Here is a 16,808-nt window from a genome sequence, read left to right as displayed (position 1 = left end):
AAGCACATAGCTCAACACGCCCGGATAGCTCAGTCGGTAGAGCAGAGGATTGAAAATCCTCGTGTCGGTGGTTCGATTCCGCCTCCGGGCACCACTAATTTCACGATCTAGCCCGCTTTTTAGCGGGCTTTTTCGTTTCTGAAGAAAACAATGTAAGCAACAGGCAAGCCGATTCAGCATAAATCGGGCGCGGTATCCATGCTCACCCTTAAAGATCCAGCCCAGAACCTACATAACCGCCAGATCAGCCTCCGGCAACAACCCCGCCAGCCCCATAAAGTGGAACACAATGGTCGCCCCCCCAAAGACCAACACCAGAATAATGGCGACCTTGCCACCCGGTGCCAAGAAGCCAGTATAGCCATCTGCCAGCATTCTTGATTTACGGGCCAGCAGCGCCGGCACGATACAAGCCCATATGGCCGCTGCCGCACCGGCATAGCCTATTGCCAACACAAAACCGAATGGAGCAAGCAGAGACAGCAACAACGGCGGGATAAACGTAATAGCCCAGGTTTTAGCGCGCCCTTTGCGATCGTTGTTGAAACCGACCAGATCGGCCATGAAATCGAACGTCCCTAAGCCAACGCCGACGAAAGACGACAGGATCGCAGCAGACGAGAAGGCACTGATTGTCGTAGCCACTCGCTCTGAATCGATGGCAAACCCAAGCGTGGCCAACAGCACATCCACATCACCACCCCGAGCCACAACCGGACCGAAATCCGCCCGCGGCAGATTACCAAAGATACTCACCAGCCAGACAAGATAGAAGCTCAGCGCCACCGCTGTGCCGCCAAGAATTGCCTTCTGTGCCTTTCGCTCTTCGCCGTAATAGGCGCGCAATGACGCGACCGAGTGATGGTAGCCAAATGAGGTTAAAGCCACTGGCAACATGGCCATGGCGTAGGGCGCGTATTGGCCATTCACGTTGGCTGTATCGAAAAGGGTGCCGAGATCTATCCGGGCAGCAAGACCAGACACCCCCAGCACGAAGCTGAGCAGCATAAAGGTGACCAGTACCACCGAGAGCCGGTCTACCGCGCGCGTTGAGTGCCAAACAACCAGAGAAAAAAGGAGCACAAAAACCACGGATGCCAGCTTGCTGTCGACACCGGTCATGCTTTGAATGATCAAACCGGACGAGGTGATGTAGGCATACAGTAAAATGCCACCCACAAAATAAACCGTCAGGTTACTAAACACATTCACCCGGGCACCCAGCAAAGATTTGGTGACGGTATTGAACGACGCCCGCAAATCAAAATGCTTGAAAGCCTCCAGCAGCATCCAACCGGATAGCGTCATGACCACCATGGTAAGCAGCAACGCCATGCCGGACCAGACTGTCCAGGCTCCGGCCCCGGAGCTGGGCAAGCCCAGCATACCTGCGCCCACGCAAACGCTGGCAATGATACTTGCACCACCCATCAGGGACGGCGCAGGCTTGGATGCAGGCTGATCGTTCACTTTGCTTCAGTCACCCGCTTTGCCAAAAAGCCGTCCAGATCCCTCACCTCTTCCAGGCACAAGCTGTGCTCCATGCCATAGCTTTGGTACTCAGGCTCAAAGCCGAGCTCCTGCAGGGCCTGATGTGCAGCTTGCCCCAAACGCTCGATCACAATTTGGTCAAACCGGCCATGACCAATAAAAACCGGTAGCCTGCGGTTCGCTTCACTCAATTCAATCGAATCTGCGGTGGCAAAGTAGGTGGACAATGCAAACAAGCCCCCCAGACGTTCCGGGTAACTCAAAGCAAGTTCGTACGCCACGGCGCCGCCCTGAGAAAAACCACCAAGGATGATGTTCTCGCTGGCAATACCTCGCTCCCGCTCGGCCTTGATCAAGTCAGCTACCATCGCCGCAGAAGCGCGAAGCTGCTCGGCGTCCACTTTGCGATCGACATCCATGGCCAAAATATCGTACCAGGCAGGCATCACCATACCGCCGTTAATCGTTACGGGCAGTTCAGGAGCGTGCGGAAAGATAAACCGCACCGGTGTGTCGCGGGAGAAAGCAAACTCGGGCACCACCGGCTCAAAATCATGGCCACTGGCACCAAGACCGTGCAACCAGATAACGGTGTGTGCGGGCTCAGGACCGGTATCGATCTGCAATGCGTTCAACTCTGCCATGGGGTCTCCCGTCAATTAGGTAAATAGAGGCCGCATCATACAGCTTCGATAATTTTCTACACCAGTGATCCGGCCGTTTGAGTCAACAAGTTGACCCGGGATTTCAGTTTTCGGAGCGTGTGGAGAGCCTGCGAGCAACCCAGCGATGATAAAGTGCCGCCAAACTGGGGCGAATAATCGGCCGTCCAATCAGCCAAGCCAACGGCTTCAGTACCGGCACCCGCGACATCAGCAAGATGTAGGCGTCCATTTCCTGATGGATCTTACCCTCACTGTCTTTCACATGAAGCTCTCTCAGGGCTTTATCCGGGTCTACACCCTGGGCTTTAAATTCCTCGTCGCGTCCGGTGATGTCCAGCCAGCCAACAGAGTCTCCGCCCCGACCAGCCAGTTTTTCATACCAACGGCGATCTCGGATGCAGGTCGGACAGGCACCATCGTAAAAAACCAACAACTTGTCTTTAGCCTGAGCCATAGAGCCCTCCGTTAAAAAAACGCTGCATTTAGCTGGACGAAACCGCCGGCTCCCGAGCCACGGCTTTTGGCGCACCCCACGCCAGCAGTACAGCACCTATCGAGCACACCAACATGCTCACCACGATTGGCAATAGAGCATCTCCGCTGACGGATGACGACACCGCACTCACGATGCCGGCAATGGTGAACTGGGATGCGCCCAGCATAGCGGAAGCCGTGCCGCCAAGGTGCGGAAAGAACTCCAGCGCGTTGGCCATGTTATTGGGCACAATACCGCCCTGGCAGCCAATTGCGGCAATAAAGCATGCGGCCACCGCCCAGAAAGGCCCGCCAAGCAAAACCACCGTTACCAGCAACAAAAAAGCCGTGCACTGCATCAACACCTGAGCTCTGAGCAGGACAACGGATGAGAACCGTCGAAGCAACGGTCGGTTCGCCAGATTCATCACCGCCATCAGCACAATGTTAGCGGCAAACAACATCGCAAAGGCACTGTTCGATACACCAAACCATTCTTGGTAAATAAAGGAAGAGTGGGTAATAAAGAGCATCATGGAACTGAAGCACAACACCTGAATACCCACAAAACGCATGGTGGTTCTATGGCGCAGCACCAACATGTAATTGGTTACCAGCGTTTTCACTGGCGTGAAAGTTCTCGGCCTGGGCTTGAGCCTAGGAAACAACGCCAGCTTTAGCACCACCGCCAAAAAGACGCTGTACACCGCCAACACCAAAAAGATCCAGTTCCAGTGACCGAGCGCCAGCATGGCAGCACCCAGTGCCGGAGCCGCGGCGGGGGCAATAAACATGATCAAGCCGATCAAACCGAACAACCGGGCAGCTTCTTGTCCACCAACCTGATCCCGGACAATCGCCGGCACTGAAACGGCACAGAAAGCGCCGCCAAAACCCTGCACCACGCGCCAGAACACCATTTCGCTCAACGCTCCCGCCTGGGCCACCATCACCGAGGCAACGGCGAACACCGCCAAACCGAACAGCAATATGTGCCGACGCCCGTATCGATCGGACAAAGGGCCACCCACCAGCTGCGCAAGCCCCATAATGGCGACATAAGCACTTAGCGTCAGCCCTACGCTTGCATGAGGAACCGCGAAATCTCGGGCAATACTCGGGAAAGCCGGCAAGTAAGCATCCAGAGCCAAAGGCCCCAGAGCGACGGTCATACCAAGCAGTAAAGCGAGTTGAAAATGGGACAAGGTCTACCTCCTTTTATTAGGTAGATAGCTAACGGCAACCAGCAACAAATAACAATGCGCGCTAACCGAGAGGGCGCCTAGTCCAAAACACAGTGATTACTGTATAACTGACTGACCTTTCTCCGCTTTTGCCTCAAACGATTACCCTGATCATTACCGTAGCCGGCTCGCAACTGCACCTGTATTCGGTCGAGCTGTGCTCGGTACGTTTCACACTGCGAGGCTTTTTGCTGCCTCTCTTGCGCGGCCTTGGCAAATCGCTGCTCTTTCTTCGGCTGAAGCATACGCTCAATCGATTTCCGGCTCTGGCGAACCTTTTCGGATTGGCGAATATTAACGCTTAACGGCACGGTGACCGGCTCACGAACGGTGATGGCGGAATGGCCCGTCATGTTAGGCGGCGTGTCAGAAAAATGAATCGATCCGCTCGCATCGGTCCAGCGGTATATTTCAGCTTGGGCGGACACAGCCGCCAGCAAGCACAGCAACGCTGCTGCAATCCTTGGCATGGTTTCACATCCTGTGAAGTCTTGTTGGCGAACACCCGATCGATAATTCCGATAGGGCCGAGCCCGAAACTATACCGCATACCGCTACGGCACTCGGGCACAGGGTTATCGATCCAGCAATTCAATCCAATGATTCACCGGCACCTGAGCTTTGGTCTCCAGGTGTAGCTGACAGCCAATGTTGGCGGTAACAATTCGCACGGGTGTATCCACCATCAGCGCATTGAGCTTATTATCGAGCAGTTTTTGGCTCATTTCCGGCTGGGTAATCGAGTAGGTGCCCGCGGAGCCACAACACAGGTGTGAGTCTCGGGTGGCGGCCAACTCAACACCCGCCTTGGCCAGCAACTGCTCGACCACCCCGCTCTGCTTCATCGCATGCTGTAAAGTACAGGGACAATGGAAGGCCACTTTGCCCTGCTCGACGGGAGCCTTTAACGGCCCCAGATCTTCGTTTAGCAAGAACGCCCCCAGATCCATGCAAAGCTCACTCACGCGCTTGGCTTTGCGAGCATACACCGGATCTTCTCTCAGCAAGTGGCCATAATCCTGAACCATGGCACCACAGCCAGACGCCGTCATCACAATCGCCTCGGCTCCTGCTTCTATCGCAGGCCACCAAGCATCGATGTTACGGCGCATCTGTTCCAACCCGCGCTCGTGCTCAGACAAGTGATAATTCACAGCGCCGCAGCAGCCTGCTTCCGGTGCTTCCAACAGCGTCACACCAAGCTTATCCAGCACCCGAGCAGCGGCCGCGTTGGTGTTCGGTGCCGCCGTTGGCTGGGCACAGCCAGCCAATGCCAAGACCACCCGCGAATGACTCGAGGCAGGCCAAGGGCTGGGCTTTCGGCGCGGAGGCACTTTAATGCGCAACTTACCCGGCAATGCCGGTCGAACAGCTTGCCCCACGCGCAGCAATGCCCCAAACAGCCGGCGCTCCGGCAGAACCCGCGTCAGCGCCCAGCGCAGCCACCGCTGCTGGGGCGGACGAGGTAACTCCCGTTCCAGCAAGCCCCGGCTAATGTCCACCAACCGGCCATACTGCACACCGGAGGGGCAGGTCGTCTCGCAGCTTCGGCAAGTCAGGCAGCGGTCCAGATGCTCGCGGGTTTTCTCGGTAACCTCGCCCCCTTCCAAAAACATCTTCATTAAATAGATCCGGCCCCTCGGGCCGTCTCGCTCGTCATTCAGCTCCTGATAGGTCGGACAAGTGGCGGTACAAAAGCCGCAATGAACACAGGCCCGAAGGATATCTTCAGCTTCCTGACCGTCGGAGGTGTTGGCAAATTGTTGAACCAGATTTGTTTGCATAATTACAACCAACTGTAGAGACGGCCGGGATTGAACAAACCGTCGGGATCAAAGGATTGTTTCACCCGGCGCTGGATAACTTTCAATGCCTCGGGCTGGCTGTGCATCACTTCACCGGTGCGATCTCCGCCTCGATACAAGCTGACCTGCCCGCCAGCAGCTCCGGCAATGGATTCCAGATCCTCAAGCTCCGCTTCCCCGCGATACCAACGTTGCGAACCAGCCCAATCCACCATCCAATGACCGTCCAGAACTGGCAGATTGGCGGAAGAACCCACTGAATAACGCCACAGCGGTGCGTCGGTATCGGCGAAAAAACGGTGCTTTTGATCTTGGATCTGTTGCCAAAACTGCTCACCGTCGTCCAGCACCGAGCCTTGCCACTTCTCCGCCGTCGCTTCGACAGCAGAGCGAGCCCCCGCAAGTCGCACATAAACCTTGCCATCAACCCAGCAGGCACCAGTGATCGGCTTAGGTTCGCCTGCGCGGCGATTCATGTAGTTCACTGCCTCACCCATGGCCATATCCCTCACCAATGTGATGGTCGCGGCCGGCTTGGGCATAACTTTCAGACTGAGTTCAGTCATCACACCCAGAGTGCCCATCGCCCCGGCCTGCAAGCGCGAGACATCGTAACCGGCCACATTTTTCATCACCTGACCGCCAAATCGTAAATGCTCCCCTTTTCCATTCAGCAAGCGAATACCCAGCACCTGATCCCGCACAGACCCCGCCCAAGGCCGGGCCGGCCCAGACAGGTTGCACGCCAAGATGCCGCCAATGGTGGACGACTCCCCGAAACGAGGTGGCTCAAAGTGCAGGCACTGTCCTTGTTCGGCCAACACCGCTTCAATCTCTGTAAGGGTGGTGCCGGCCCGTACCGTCAAAACCAGCTCCACCGGATGGTATTCAACAATGCCTGTGTGCCCCGCCATACTCAGGGTGTCGGCATCCGGGTCGGCGGCGCGCCCCATGAACGCCTTGGTGCCGCCACCGACAATATTGAGCGTGCGGCCATTGCTACGAGCTTGCTGTAGCTGCTCCTGCAGAGCGTTGATCTGATCAGCCATGATGCGCTCCCGGCTGTTCGTGCCTATGCTGTTTGTGCTCCAGGGAGCGGTATTCCTGACAAAACTTGAGGGTAGGCACGCCTTTGCCGGGGTTGAGAATGCCCAACGGATCAAAGGCCGCTTTTACCTCGTGAAACTGTTCTAGCTCCTGGTCGTTAAACTGCACCGCCATCTGCCGGATTTTCTCCACCCCCACACCATGCTCACCGGTAATGCAGCCCCCAACAGCCACACACAGTTCCAAAACCTTGCTGCCGAACGCTTCGGCTTTTTCGAACTCACCCGGTACGTTGGCATCGAACAGGATTAACGGGTGAAGATTGCCATCTCCGGCATGAAAAACATTGGCGACCAACAGGCCAAACTCTTCCGACATCTGTTCCATTTCCAAAAGAACCTTGGCCAGATAGCGCCGCGGGATAGTGCCATCCATGCAGTAGTAGTCGGGCGATATCCGCCCTACCGCCGGAAACGCGGATTTACGACCTTTCCACAACAGAGCACGCTCTTCGTCATTTGTCGAGGTACGAATAGACGTAGCCCCTAATTTCCTGAAGAGCGTTTCAGCCTCAGCGATATGCTCACCCACTTCTTCTTCGGTGCCATCCACCTCACACAACAACAAAGCTTTGGCTTCCCGGGGATAACCCGCGCCGCAGAAGTCGTCGGTGGCGATAATCGCCGGGCTATCCATCATTTCCAGTCCACCGGGTATGATGCCGTGGTTGATCACGCTGCCTACGGCGTCGCCGGCTTTTTCTATACTGTCGAAGCCGGCCATGATCACTCGGGCCACCTCCGGAATGGGCAGCAGCTTCACTTTCACTTCGGTAACCACCCCGAGCAAACCTTCGGAGCCGGTGAGCAAAGCCAGCAAATCCATACCGCAAGCATCCAGCCCATCACTGCCCAAGGTCACGCGCTCACCTTCTGCGGTAATCATTTCCACACTGAGCAGGTTGTTTACCGTCAGCCCGTATTTCAGACAGTGCACACCACCGGCGTTCTCAGCCACGTTGCCGCCAATGGTGCAGGCGATCTGTGAAGATGGGTCCGGCCCGTAATAAAGGCCATGCGAAGCCGCCTGTTCACTGATTGCCAAATTGCGTACACCAGGTTGCAGGCGCGCTGTACGACTGACCGGATCGATCTCGAGAATGCGATTGAACTTCGCCAGCGACAACACCACTCCTTCCCTATGTGGCATGGCCCCGGCACTTAATCCTGTGCCCGCTCCCCGAGCGACAACCGGCACTTTATACTCATGACAGATGCGCATGACTCGCTGCACCTGTTCTACGGTTTCTGGCAACACCACCATCAACGGCAGCTCCCGATACATCGCCAGACCATCGCATTCATATGGCTTTAGGGTTTCGTCATCGGTGATAACGAATTCGGACTTTATAAAAGAACGAAACAACTCAGCCAATTGCGCCTTGCTTGCTTTTGATTTGGTCATCATCTGCTCTTCGTTTGTTATGCGCACCTGCCTAAACAGTAGCCGAAACCTGCTTGGGCACAAGCCGACAAAAGCCCAAACCCCAACTCAAACACGGACCGAAACCAAAATATTTGCATTGCTGAATGAATCCGCCAAAATGTACGACAGGTTAATATCCCCGCTTTCACGAAAATCCAACAAAATGGTGTTGATTTCCACGGCGACAGTCCGTAAAACATGCGCCTTTGAACGACAGCCCCCAGGAGTCACCCCATGGCGGATGCAGCGCCTCTGATTTGTAGGGACATTCACAAAACCTTTAACGATCTCGAAGTCCTCAAGGGTATTTCCCTCGAAACCCGTAAGGGCGACGTCGTGTCTCTAATTGGCAGCTCCGGCTCTGGCAAGAGTACTTTCCTGCGCTGCATCAACCTGCTGGAAACCCCGACCTCCGGTGACATCATCGTTCACGGCGCCCCCGTTCGGTTCAAACACAACCGCAAAGGCGAGCGGATACCCGCGAGCAACCGCCAGGTCGAACTGATTCGGGCACGACTATCGATGGTATTCCAGGGTTTCAACCTGTGGTCACACATGACCGTGCTGGAAAACATCATCGAAGCACCCGTCAACGTGCTCAAGGTCCCCAAGAAAGAAGCCATCGAGCGGGCCGAAGCCTATTTGAATAAAGTCGGCATCTACGAGCGCAAAGACTACTACCCCGCTCAGATGTCTGGCGGGCAACAGCAACGGGCAGCCATTGCCCGAGCTCTGGCGATGGAGCCGGAAGTCATGCTGTTTGACGAGCCCACGTCTGCTTTGGATCCGGAGTTGGTGGGCGAAGTATTGAAGGTAATGCAGAGCCTGGCCGAGGAAGGCCGAACCATGATCGTGGTGACCCATGAAATGGCTTTTGCCAGAGATGTGTCGAGTCAGGTCCTGTTTTTGCATCAGGGCGTGATCGAGGAGCAAGGTTCGCCGGAAAAGGTGTTTGATCACCCGGAATCCGAACGGATGCAACAATTTCTAGCTCCCAAGTTCTAAGCACCGGTGCTATCTTGAACCCGGGACTAGAATCAACAACTTCTGTTAAGAATAAAGCCTAGATGGCAAACGAGTGGAGAAGTGACACATGAAGAAATTATTGATTGCAGCAAGTTGCGCCATGGCCATGTTCGCAAGTGGCGCACAGGCTCAAGACCTGAGCATCGCCTTTGACGTACCTTACGAGCCTTTTGAGTACAAAGATGAAAATGGCGAACTGACCGGTTTCGAGGTCGAGCTCGCCAGCGCCATGTGCGAAGAGCTGGAAGCCAATTGCGAGTTCGTTATTCAGAAATGGGAAGGCATGATTCCTGGCCTGATCGCCCGTAAATTCGATCTGATCATGTCTTCCATGTCGATCACCGAGAAGCGTGCAAAGCGCGTGCTGTTCTCCGACCCTTACTACATCACTCCTGGCGGTTGGTTCGGCCCTGAATCGTTCAATACTGACGTTACCGATATGGACGCCATGAAGGGTAAGGCTGTAGGCGTTCAGCGCGGCACCACCATGGACACTTACGTGACAGAAAACATGCACAGCATAGTATCCATCAAACGTTACACCACCGCTGAAGACATGGTTCTTGACCTGGAAGGTCAGCGTATTGATGTTGCGTTTGTGGATTACCCGGTTGGCGAGCAAACCATTCTGAACCGTGATGGTTTCAAAGAGGTGGGTGAGCCTGTGAAGCTGGGCGAAGGTGTTGCCGTTGCCATGCGCAAGCGTGACACCAAGCTGGCCAAAGACATCAACGCCGCTCTCAAGACACTGAAAGAGAATGGCACGTACGACGCCATCATGGCCAAGTATTTTAACTACGATATCAAGATTTAAACCACTCCGGGAGCAGCCTGCTGGCTGCTCCCAGCATCCCGGACGCTCTCATGCTTGACCTGAAAGGCTATGGCCCCGCCCTCGCAGAAGGTGCCGTGGTTACTATTGAGCTGGCATTTCTGTCGTTGGCACTGGCGGTTACCCTTGGCCTTCTAGGCGCCTCTGCCAAGCTTTCTGGCAACCGCGTACTGACAGGCATCGCAACCGCTTATACCACGCTGATCCGTGGTGTACCCGACCTGGTAATGATGCTGCTGTTCTATTACGGCGGGCAGGTAGCGGTAAACGCCCTTTCAGATTACTTGTGGGAAACCCGGGAAATCGATTTCTTTTTTCAGTTCGACCCGTTCATCTCTGGCGTAGTGACCATCGGGCTAATATTCGGTGCCTACATGACGGAAACGTTTCGGGGCGCGTTCCTTTCGGTGGATGTTGGCCAGATTGAAGCGGCTAAGGCCTATGGTTTCACCCGCCGGCATACGTTCCGAAGAGTGATGATCCCCCAGATGATGCGCCATGCTTTACCTGGCATTGGGAATAACTGGCAAGTGTTGCTGAAAACAACGGCGCTGGTATCGATCATCGGCCTCACCGATATGGTGCAGGTAGCAGAGGAAGCGGCGAAGGCTGAGCGGATGCCGTTCCATTTCTTTATTCCTGTTGCGGCGGTTTACCTCGCCCTGACAGCAGGCACCGAGCTGTTTATCCGTTGGCTTGATAAGCGAGCCAACGTCGGCGTGGTTCAGGGGAATTAAAAAATGCCTGATTTTATTGCCGAATGGCTGAATTCCAACGAAATCTTCACTGCCATGACTCTGATGGAGTACTGGGACGGGCTGGTTACCACCGTGCACCTGGTATTTTTGTCTTTGGTGATCGGACTGGCTGTGGCGGTGCCTTTGGCCATTCTTCGCACGGTGAAGAATCCGTTTGTTTCGGGGCCTATCTGGCTGTACACCTATTTATTTCGGGGCACGCCGCTGCTGATTCAGCTGTATATCATTTACTACGGTGTGGCGCAGATTCCGGGGATTCAGGAGACCTTCTGGTGGGAGGTTTTCAGGGAGCCGCTTTACCCAGCTTTGTTGGCGTTTACGCTGAATACCGCGGCCTACACCACTGAGATTATTCGCGGATCCATTATGTCTACGCCCAATAGTGAGATTGAGGCAGCGAAGGCCTACGGTATGAATTGGTTTTTGCGGATGCGTAGAATTATTCTTCCGAGCGCTGCGCGCAGGGCGGTGCAGGCGTATTCTAATGAGGTTATTTTTATGCTTCATGCGAGTGCGATTGCGAGCATCGTAACAATTGTGGATCTTACCGGTGCAGCGCGAAATATTTATTCGCGGTTCTATGCGCCGTTTGATGCGTTTATTTTTGTCGCGCTGATATATTTGGTTTTGACGTTCATTCTGGTTTTCGTGTTTCGTAAACTGGAAAACTATTTGTTGCGGCATCAGCGGCCGGCTAACTCCTGATTCTCTTGGTTTTGGCTTCGACTTTCGCGGAAGGCTGGCAGGAGGGGCTTATGAACGTTCAAACACACCTTTTCAGTACTTCTCCCGACTGGCTTTCACATACCCTTTCTCACGCATCCTCTGAGCTTCCTGAAGTCACCGCACAGCTTGCCGACGGCACCCATATTGCCCGGATAGCCGCAGGCGCGCTGTGGCTAACGCCTCCTGCCGATAGGCAGAACCCAAACCGCGAGGCGGTGATCGTTTCTGCTGGAATTCATGGTAACGAGACTGCGCCGATTGAGGTGTTAAACGGGCTGGTGTCGGAGTTACTCTCAGGTGCGTGGCCGTTGGCTTGCCCGCTGCTGCTAATACTCGGTAACCCGCCCGCAATGGCAGCCGGGAAACGGTTTTTGGATGTGAATATGAACCGGCTATTTAACGGGGCCCACGGGAAAGCTGAGTATGCGCATTTGCCGGAAGCGGATAGGGCTCGATTCATTGAAGCGATCTGTCGGAAGTTTGCGGCAGGACACTCGGCCTTGGCTTTGAGCCATTACGATTTGCATACGGCGATTCGGCCATCGAAGCAGGAGCGGTTTGCATTGTATCCGTTTGTGCCGGGGCGTTCGGTGCCGCGGGAGCAGTGTGCGTTTTTGCTGGAGGCGGAGGTAGGCACGCTGCTGCTTCAGCATAAAGAATCAACGGTGTTTTCTTCGTTTTCCGCCAGCCAGCTAAGTGCTGAGAGTTTTACGGTTGAGCTTGGGAAGGTTCGGCCATTTGGTCAGAATAATTTGCAGCGTTTTAACGGCATTGATCGGGCTTTGCGGCGGCGGTTTTGTGGTGCACCCGCATCAACGACTCAGAGCCCGGAGCAGCTGACGGTGTTTGAGGTAGTCCATGAGGTTTTGAATACCGGCCCGGCTTTCCGGTTTCATGTGCCGGATGATGTGTCGAATTTCACGCTGTACCCAAAGGGCACGGTGATTTGGGAAGATGGCGAGACGTGCTACAAAGTGGGCGCCGAGCCGGAGGCGATTGTATTCCCGAATCGGGAGGTGCCGGTGGGTCAGCGGGCTGGTTTGATGGTTAAGGTGACGAACAGGTTTCAGGCCGGGTAGCTACCCGGCCTGAATTCGTTATGCGGGAGCGTTTTCAGGCTCAGCCACAGGCAACTTGATCAGCTTGGTACACACAGCTGGAATCACCAGAAGAGTCAGCACGGTCGAGGCCAGCAAACCGGAGATGATCGCCCACGCCATGGGTGGCCACAGGGTGGAGCTGGAAAGCGCCAACGGCAACAGACCAGCCACAGTGGTGGCGGTGGTCAGCAGAATCGGCCGGGTGCGGCGTTCTACTGCGATTCTGACCGCATCTTTAATGGCGCGGCCTTTTTCCAGCTCCCGATCCATTACGTCCAGCAGAACAATGGCGTTATTGACCACGATGCCCACCAGAGCAATGACCCCCAGCAGCGATTGAAAGCCAAAGGGAGAGCCAGACAGCACCAGTCCCGGGAATATGCCCACCGTGGCCAAGGGTACCGTCAGCAGGATAATGCCGACCCGCCGGAACGAGTTGAACTGAAGCAACAGGAAGAACAGCAACAGCAGCATGCCAATGGGCGCGGCGGTGAGCAGCGCGCTGTTGGCGTTGTTTGAGCCTTCGGCATCGCCCCCCATTTCCAACCGTATTCCCGGTGGCAGCGGATGGTCCGCCAGCTTCGCGTTCAATCCATCCAGCGCCTGACTGAAGCTGTAACCTTTTTCCAGATTGGCAGTTACAGCGTTCACTCGCACTCCGTTGCGAAGGTACCTGGCCGCAGGTTCCCAAGTGGTTTCTACCGTAGCCACCGCAGATAACGGGATGGCATCGCCACGATTGTTGTAGATGTTCACTGACAACAGGCGCGACAACGACAACAAGGTACCTTCGCGCGAGCGAAGCACGATGGGTATCGGGTCATCTTCCTGGCGATAGCGTTCAGCCATAGCACCAAAACTCTGGCCATACAGGCTTTGGGCAACGTCGGCACGGGTCAAGCCATAACGGGCCGCGGTGGCGTCGTCAACATTGATGGCAATGCTGGGCACGCCGATATCCAGATCGTGGCGGACGTCTACGGTGCCATCAACCTCACGAAGGATCGAATAAATATGTTCGGTCGCCAACGCTCGGGCGCCGTCATCGGCATGATAGACACGCACTTCAACCGGAGCGGTGCGTGGCGGCCCCTGCCCGAGAATCCCGACGGAGATATCCAGTTCCGGCAGGTTCTGAGCGACTTCTGTGCGAATCTTCCGGACCAAGTCGGTGGTGTCTGCCAATGTCGGCGTTCGTACCACCAAACGTGCCCGATTCGGCGATTGCGGAGCTCGCTGCAGGTTGTAGTAGAAACTGGGGCCGGTGAAACCCACAAAGCGGTGCACTTCCAGCGCTTCAGGCTGCGTGCGGATGGCACGTTCGAGGCTTTCCGCTACTTCCGCAGTCCGGGCCTGATCGGTGCCTTCAGGCATGTACATTTCCACCACCACCCGCGGCCGGTCAGCATTCGGGAAGAATTGCTGCGCCATTAATGGCGTTAAACCCACACTGATAGCGACAAGCACGACACCCGATACAATCAGCTTGCTCGGGTGCCGATACACTAATCCACCGAGGAAGCGGGCGAATCCGACCAGTCGATCCGTCCCTACCTTGTTGCGTGCTTTAAGAAAACGAGTCGCCAGCAACGGCACTGCCGAGATCGCCAGCAGGTAACTGACCGAAAGCGTGAGCATGATCATGACCGGGACACCGCGTGTGAAATCAGCAGCGCCGCCCTTGGCCATCAACAACGGTGCGAAAGCCGCCAGCGTGGTACCGGTGGACGCACCGAGTGGCCCGGCCAACTCACCGACTGCCTGCCGTAGCGCATCCAGCCTGCGCATACCGGCATCCAGATGACCCTGAATGCTTTCCACAATCACGATGGCGTTGTCGATGAGAATACCGAGCGAAATCACCATGCCAATCACAGCGATCTGGTGCAGCACCCCGCCGCCGAGGTCATACAACCCGACACTGATCATCGCAACCATTGGCAAGATGGACGCAACCAGCAGGCCCATTCGAATCCCCATGCCGGTAAACACCACGGCTACGATAATCAACACCGAGAACACCAGACTCCACGCCAGATTATCCAGCCGGTCTGAGACTTTGTCCGGTTGGAAAAACATTTCCCGAAGCTCGTAGGGCTCGAAGTCCGGTCGAACCTCGCTCAGCCGGTTGCGAATTCGCTCACCGAAGCGAATGGCGTCGGTATTGCCCTCTTCCATGATGAGCGACACCAAGACAACGCGTTCGCCATCGAACCAGGTTTCCGGCTGGCGCGGCTCAACCGGTCCGCGCCACACATCAGCCGCCGCGGCCAGAGGAACCTGCGAGCCATCAGGCAATTCAATGGGCGTGGCCCGAATAGCTTCAATGTCAGTGAATTCCGAATTCGGTAAAACAGACAGACGCTTGCCATCAACCACCACAAACCCACCGGGCGTGGTTTGGTTACGCTGAGACAGAGTTTGCAGTACCCGCTGAGGTGAAATACCTAGGCGGAACAGTGCCGCGTCGTCCAGAGCCAAAGTAATCTGCTCATCCACATCGCCTTCAAGTTCAATGCGCGAAACACCCGGAATATCCGAAAGGTTTTGTTTCAGGCGCTCCGCTGCTTCTGACAGGTCGGTCACGGATGGAGAGCCGCCCACCGCAAGCACCACGGCCGGAATATCAATGAGCCGATCGTCCAGAGTCATCTGACCAACGCCATCGGGGAAATCCTGTTTGGCGCGCTCCATCGCCTGACGCACACGGTCCCACGCCGCATCGGTATCGTAGATACGGTCAAGTAGTTTGATTCGAGCCAAGGCAACACCGGTACGCGCAGTGCCCTGGCTGAAGTCGACCTCTTCGACTTGGCGCAACTCATCGGTCAACGGCCTCAGTACCAGCCGTTCAACCGCTTCCGCACTGGCCCCCGGATAATTCACAGCAATCATACCGGCCCGGTAAGGAAAGGAAGGATCTTCCTGACGGGGCATGGTGCTGTAGGCCGCAATCCCTAACAGGCAAAGCATGGTCACCACCATGCCCAGCAAGCGCTGATAATTAAGAAGACTACGCGTCATCAGCGCACCTCCACGGTGTCGCCATCCACCAGGCGTGTCATACCGGCATACACCACTTGATCCCCGGGCATGAGTTCACCGGAATGCACCATTACGCGCTCACCAATTACCCGGTCTATTTTAACCGGCACACGGCGCGCCACATTATTGCTGACTCGATACACGCTGGTACCGGTGGCATCGCGCACAACTGCCAGCATCGGAACGGTAACCGCAGATTCCCGAACCGGCGTAATGCCCACCTCCACCGGCTCGCCGGATGACAGCGAATTCGGTGGCAAGCTCACCAATACCGGATGCAGTTCTCCTCGAATGGAGCTGCCCTGAGCAATTTCAATAACAGTGCCGGATTCAGGAGCGCGGTTACGATCCTGCACCTGCCAGACGGGCAACTCCATGCCCACACGCACGTGACTCAGCAAGTGCGCGGGCACCCGCAACTCAACTTCTCGCCCCAGAGGTGACGACAAGCGCATCACCGGCTGGCCGGCCGAGACGAACTCATCCCGCTCAACCAGCAAGGCTTCCACTTGTCCGGCAAACGGAGCCTTCAAGACACTTTCTTCGAGGAGATGTGTCGCTTCTGAGAGAGCGGCTTGTGCCGTGGCCATGCTAGCTCTCAGGGAATCCCTGCGCGCAGCAAGCTGCTCCAGATTTTGTTCTGAAACCACGCCACGCTTATGCAGACGCACGGAACGCTCCCATTCCCGCTGGGCCTGATTGAACTGGGTTTTCAGTTCTTGCAGTTTGGCCTCTGCAGAATCCTGAGCCGGCTGCAGCGCAGGGTTGTAGAGCTTGGCCAGCGCATCACCCGGTTTCACCATCTGCCCCAGCTCTACGGGACGCTCTTTTAACGTACCGCTGACCTGAAACGTGAGCGTAGCGCGCTGGGCGGCACGAACAATGCCGGAGAAGCGCAACGGGATTTCCTCCACCTGCCCCCCGGTCACATCCGCAACGCGAACCGAAACCGCATCCGCATCCGCGGTTTTTGAAGATTCGTTGCTTCCGCCACGGCATCCCGTTAAAGACAGCGACACCAGTACGAGCGCGAGAACGGTATATGGGAGAGATCGTTTAATGGGAGACATGAACAGACAGCCCTTTCCCTGAATGATTGTTGATGGGCTT

The 16,808-nt window shown here is 55.9% G+C and carries 15 protein-coding genes and 1 tRNA gene; 6 read left to right on the top strand and 10 right to left on the bottom strand.

Annotated features, from left to right (window positions below):
* The first annotated feature begins 18 nt into the window (after positions 1–18).
* A tRNA-Phe gene (locus VOI14_RS09100) sits at positions 19–94 on the top strand.
* Between the two features lie 134 nt (positions 95–228).
* On the opposite strand, the gene VOI14_RS09095 is transcribed toward VOI14_RS09100, so the two are convergent.
* The 8 genes from VOI14_RS09095 to VOI14_RS09060 form a co-directional block, all read right to left on the bottom strand.
* Positions 229–1,470 carry an aromatic amino acid transporter gene (locus VOI14_RS09095; RefSeq protein ID WP_323751731.1) on the bottom strand — a complete coding sequence of 414 codons (1,242 nt, stop codon included), beginning with the start codon at positions 1,468–1,470 and terminating at the stop codon, positions 229–231.
* Positions 1,467–2,135, bottom strand: a complete 669-nt coding sequence (locus tag VOI14_RS09090; protein WP_323751730.1) for a carboxylesterase — start codon at positions 2,133–2,135, stop codon at positions 1,467–1,469. The genes VOI14_RS09095 and VOI14_RS09090 overlap by 4 nt, the downstream gene beginning before the upstream one ends.
* A 103-nt stretch (positions 2,136–2,238) precedes the next feature.
* On the bottom strand, positions 2,239–2,610 hold the full coding sequence (locus VOI14_RS09085) for a DUF393 domain-containing protein (RefSeq protein WP_323751729.1): 372 nt from the start codon (positions 2,608–2,610) through the stop codon (positions 2,239–2,241).
* A 28-nt stretch (positions 2,611–2,638) separates the two neighbouring features.
* On the bottom strand, positions 2,639–3,835 hold the full coding sequence (locus VOI14_RS09080; protein WP_323751728.1) for a multidrug effflux MFS transporter: 1,197 nt from the start codon (positions 3,833–3,835) through the stop codon (positions 2,639–2,641).
* 77 nt (positions 3,836–3,912) lie between these two features.
* A complete protein-coding gene (locus tag VOI14_RS09075; RefSeq protein ID WP_323751727.1) occupies positions 3,913–4,344 on the bottom strand; it encodes a DUF4124 domain-containing protein in 432 nt (143 codons plus the stop codon).
* Between the two features lie 105 nt (positions 4,345–4,449).
* Positions 4,450–5,658 carry a glycolate oxidase subunit GlcF gene (gene glcF / locus VOI14_RS09070; protein ID WP_323751726.1) on the bottom strand — a complete coding sequence of 403 codons (1,209 nt, stop codon included), beginning with the start codon at positions 5,656–5,658 and terminating at the stop codon, positions 4,450–4,452.
* A gap of 2 nt (positions 5,659–5,660) precedes the next feature.
* Entirely contained in the window at positions 5,661–6,728 is a 1,068-nt protein-coding gene (gene glcE / locus VOI14_RS09065) for a glycolate oxidase subunit GlcE (RefSeq protein WP_323751725.1), read from the bottom strand.
* Complete coding sequence (locus VOI14_RS09060; RefSeq protein WP_323751724.1) at positions 6,721–8,193, bottom strand: FAD-linked oxidase C-terminal domain-containing protein; 1,473 nt, start codon at positions 8,191–8,193, stop codon at positions 6,721–6,723. Before VOI14_RS09060 ends, glcE begins: the two co-directional genes overlap by 8 nt.
* A gap of 252 nt (positions 8,194–8,445) precedes the next feature.
* On the opposite strand from VOI14_RS09060, the gene VOI14_RS09055 reads away from it, so the two are divergent.
* The 5 genes from VOI14_RS09055 (at position 8,446) to astE (ending at position 12,632) form a co-directional block, all read left to right on the top strand.
* Positions 8,446–9,216: an ABC transporter ATP-binding protein gene (locus VOI14_RS09055; protein ID WP_323751723.1), complete on the top strand. Its 771-nt coding sequence runs from the start codon at positions 8,446–8,448 to the stop codon at positions 9,214–9,216.
* Positions 9,217–9,304: 88 nt separating this feature from the next.
* The gene (locus tag VOI14_RS09050; protein WP_323751722.1) at positions 9,305–10,051 is read left to right on the top strand and encodes a transporter substrate-binding domain-containing protein; all 747 of its coding nucleotides are present in this window, start codon (positions 9,305–9,307) and stop codon (positions 10,049–10,051) included.
* A gap of 50 nt (positions 10,052–10,101) precedes the next feature.
* Positions 10,102–10,806 (top strand): ABC transporter permease, encoded by a 705-nt coding sequence (locus VOI14_RS09045; protein WP_323751721.1) that lies wholly within the window; start codon positions 10,102–10,104, stop codon positions 10,804–10,806.
* Between the two features lie 3 nt (positions 10,807–10,809).
* Positions 10,810–11,532 carry an ABC transporter permease gene (locus VOI14_RS09040; protein WP_323751720.1) on the top strand — a complete coding sequence of 241 codons (723 nt, stop codon included), beginning with the start codon at positions 10,810–10,812 and terminating at the stop codon, positions 11,530–11,532.
* 50 nt (positions 11,533–11,582) lie between these two features.
* Positions 11,583–12,632, top strand: a complete 1,050-nt coding sequence (gene astE, locus VOI14_RS09035; RefSeq protein WP_323751719.1) for a succinylglutamate desuccinylase — start codon at positions 11,583–11,585, stop codon at positions 12,630–12,632.
* An 18-nt stretch (positions 12,633–12,650) separates the two neighbouring features.
* On the opposite strand, the gene VOI14_RS09030 is transcribed toward astE, so the two are convergent.
* Together VOI14_RS09030 and VOI14_RS09025 are read right to left on the bottom strand one after the other, a co-directional pair.
* Entirely contained in the window at positions 12,651–15,677 is a 3,027-nt protein-coding gene (locus VOI14_RS09030; RefSeq protein WP_323751718.1) for an efflux RND transporter permease subunit, read from the bottom strand.
* Positions 15,677–16,768 carry an efflux RND transporter periplasmic adaptor subunit gene (locus tag VOI14_RS09025; RefSeq protein WP_323751717.1) on the bottom strand — a complete coding sequence of 364 codons (1,092 nt, stop codon included), beginning with the start codon at positions 16,766–16,768 and terminating at the stop codon, positions 15,677–15,679. The genes VOI14_RS09030 and VOI14_RS09025 overlap by 1 nt, the downstream gene beginning before the upstream one ends.
* Between the last annotated feature and the right edge of the window lie 40 nt (positions 16,769–16,808).

It is taken from the genome of Marinobacter sp., assembly GCF_034669625.1.
Classification (GTDB): Bacteria; Pseudomonadota; Gammaproteobacteria; order Pseudomonadales; family Oleiphilaceae; genus Marinobacter.
The sequence above is the reverse complement of the archived record's forward strand: the minus strand, read 5'-3'. Positions and strand labels throughout refer to the sequence as shown.

Coding starts and splice junctions, on each gene's coding strand:
- VOI14_RS09090 (WP_323751730.1), bottom strand. CDS start 2,135: ATGGCAGAGTTGAACGCATTGCAGATCGATACCGGTCCTGAGCCCGCA.
- VOI14_RS09085 (WP_323751729.1), bottom strand. CDS start 2,610: ATGGCTCAGGCTAAAGACAAGTTGTTGGTTTTTTACGATGGTGCCTGT.
- VOI14_RS09075 (WP_323751727.1), bottom strand. CDS start 4,344: ATGCCAAGGATTGCAGCAGCGTTGCTGTGCTTGCTGGCGGCTGTGTCC.
- glcF (WP_323751726.1), bottom strand. CDS start 5,658: ATGCAAACAAATCTGGTTCAACAATTTGCCAACACCTCCGACGGTCAG.
- glcE (WP_323751725.1), bottom strand. CDS start 6,728: ATGGCTGATCAGATCAACGCTCTGCAGGAGCAGCTACAGCAAGCTCGT.
- VOI14_RS09060 (WP_323751724.1), bottom strand. CDS start 8,193: ATGATGACCAAATCAAAAGCAAGCAAGGCGCAATTGGCTGAGTTGTTT.
- VOI14_RS09055 (WP_323751723.1), top strand. CDS start 8,446: ATGGCGGATGCAGCGCCTCTGATTTGTAGGGACATTCACAAAACCTTT.
- VOI14_RS09050 (WP_323751722.1), top strand. CDS start 9,305: ATGAAGAAATTATTGATTGCAGCAAGTTGCGCCATGGCCATGTTCGCA.
- VOI14_RS09045 (WP_323751721.1), top strand. CDS start 10,102: ATGCTTGACCTGAAAGGCTATGGCCCCGCCCTCGCAGAAGGTGCCGTG.
- VOI14_RS09040 (WP_323751720.1), top strand. CDS start 10,810: ATGCCTGATTTTATTGCCGAATGGCTGAATTCCAACGAAATCTTCACT.
- astE (WP_323751719.1), top strand. CDS start 11,583: ATGAACGTTCAAACACACCTTTTCAGTACTTCTCCCGACTGGCTTTCA.
- VOI14_RS09030 (WP_323751718.1), bottom strand. CDS start 15,677: ATGACGCGTAGTCTTCTTAATTATCAGCGCTTGCTGGGCATGGTGGTG.
- VOI14_RS09025 (WP_323751717.1), bottom strand. CDS start 16,768: ATGTCTCCCATTAAACGATCTCTCCCATATACCGTTCTCGCGCTCGTA.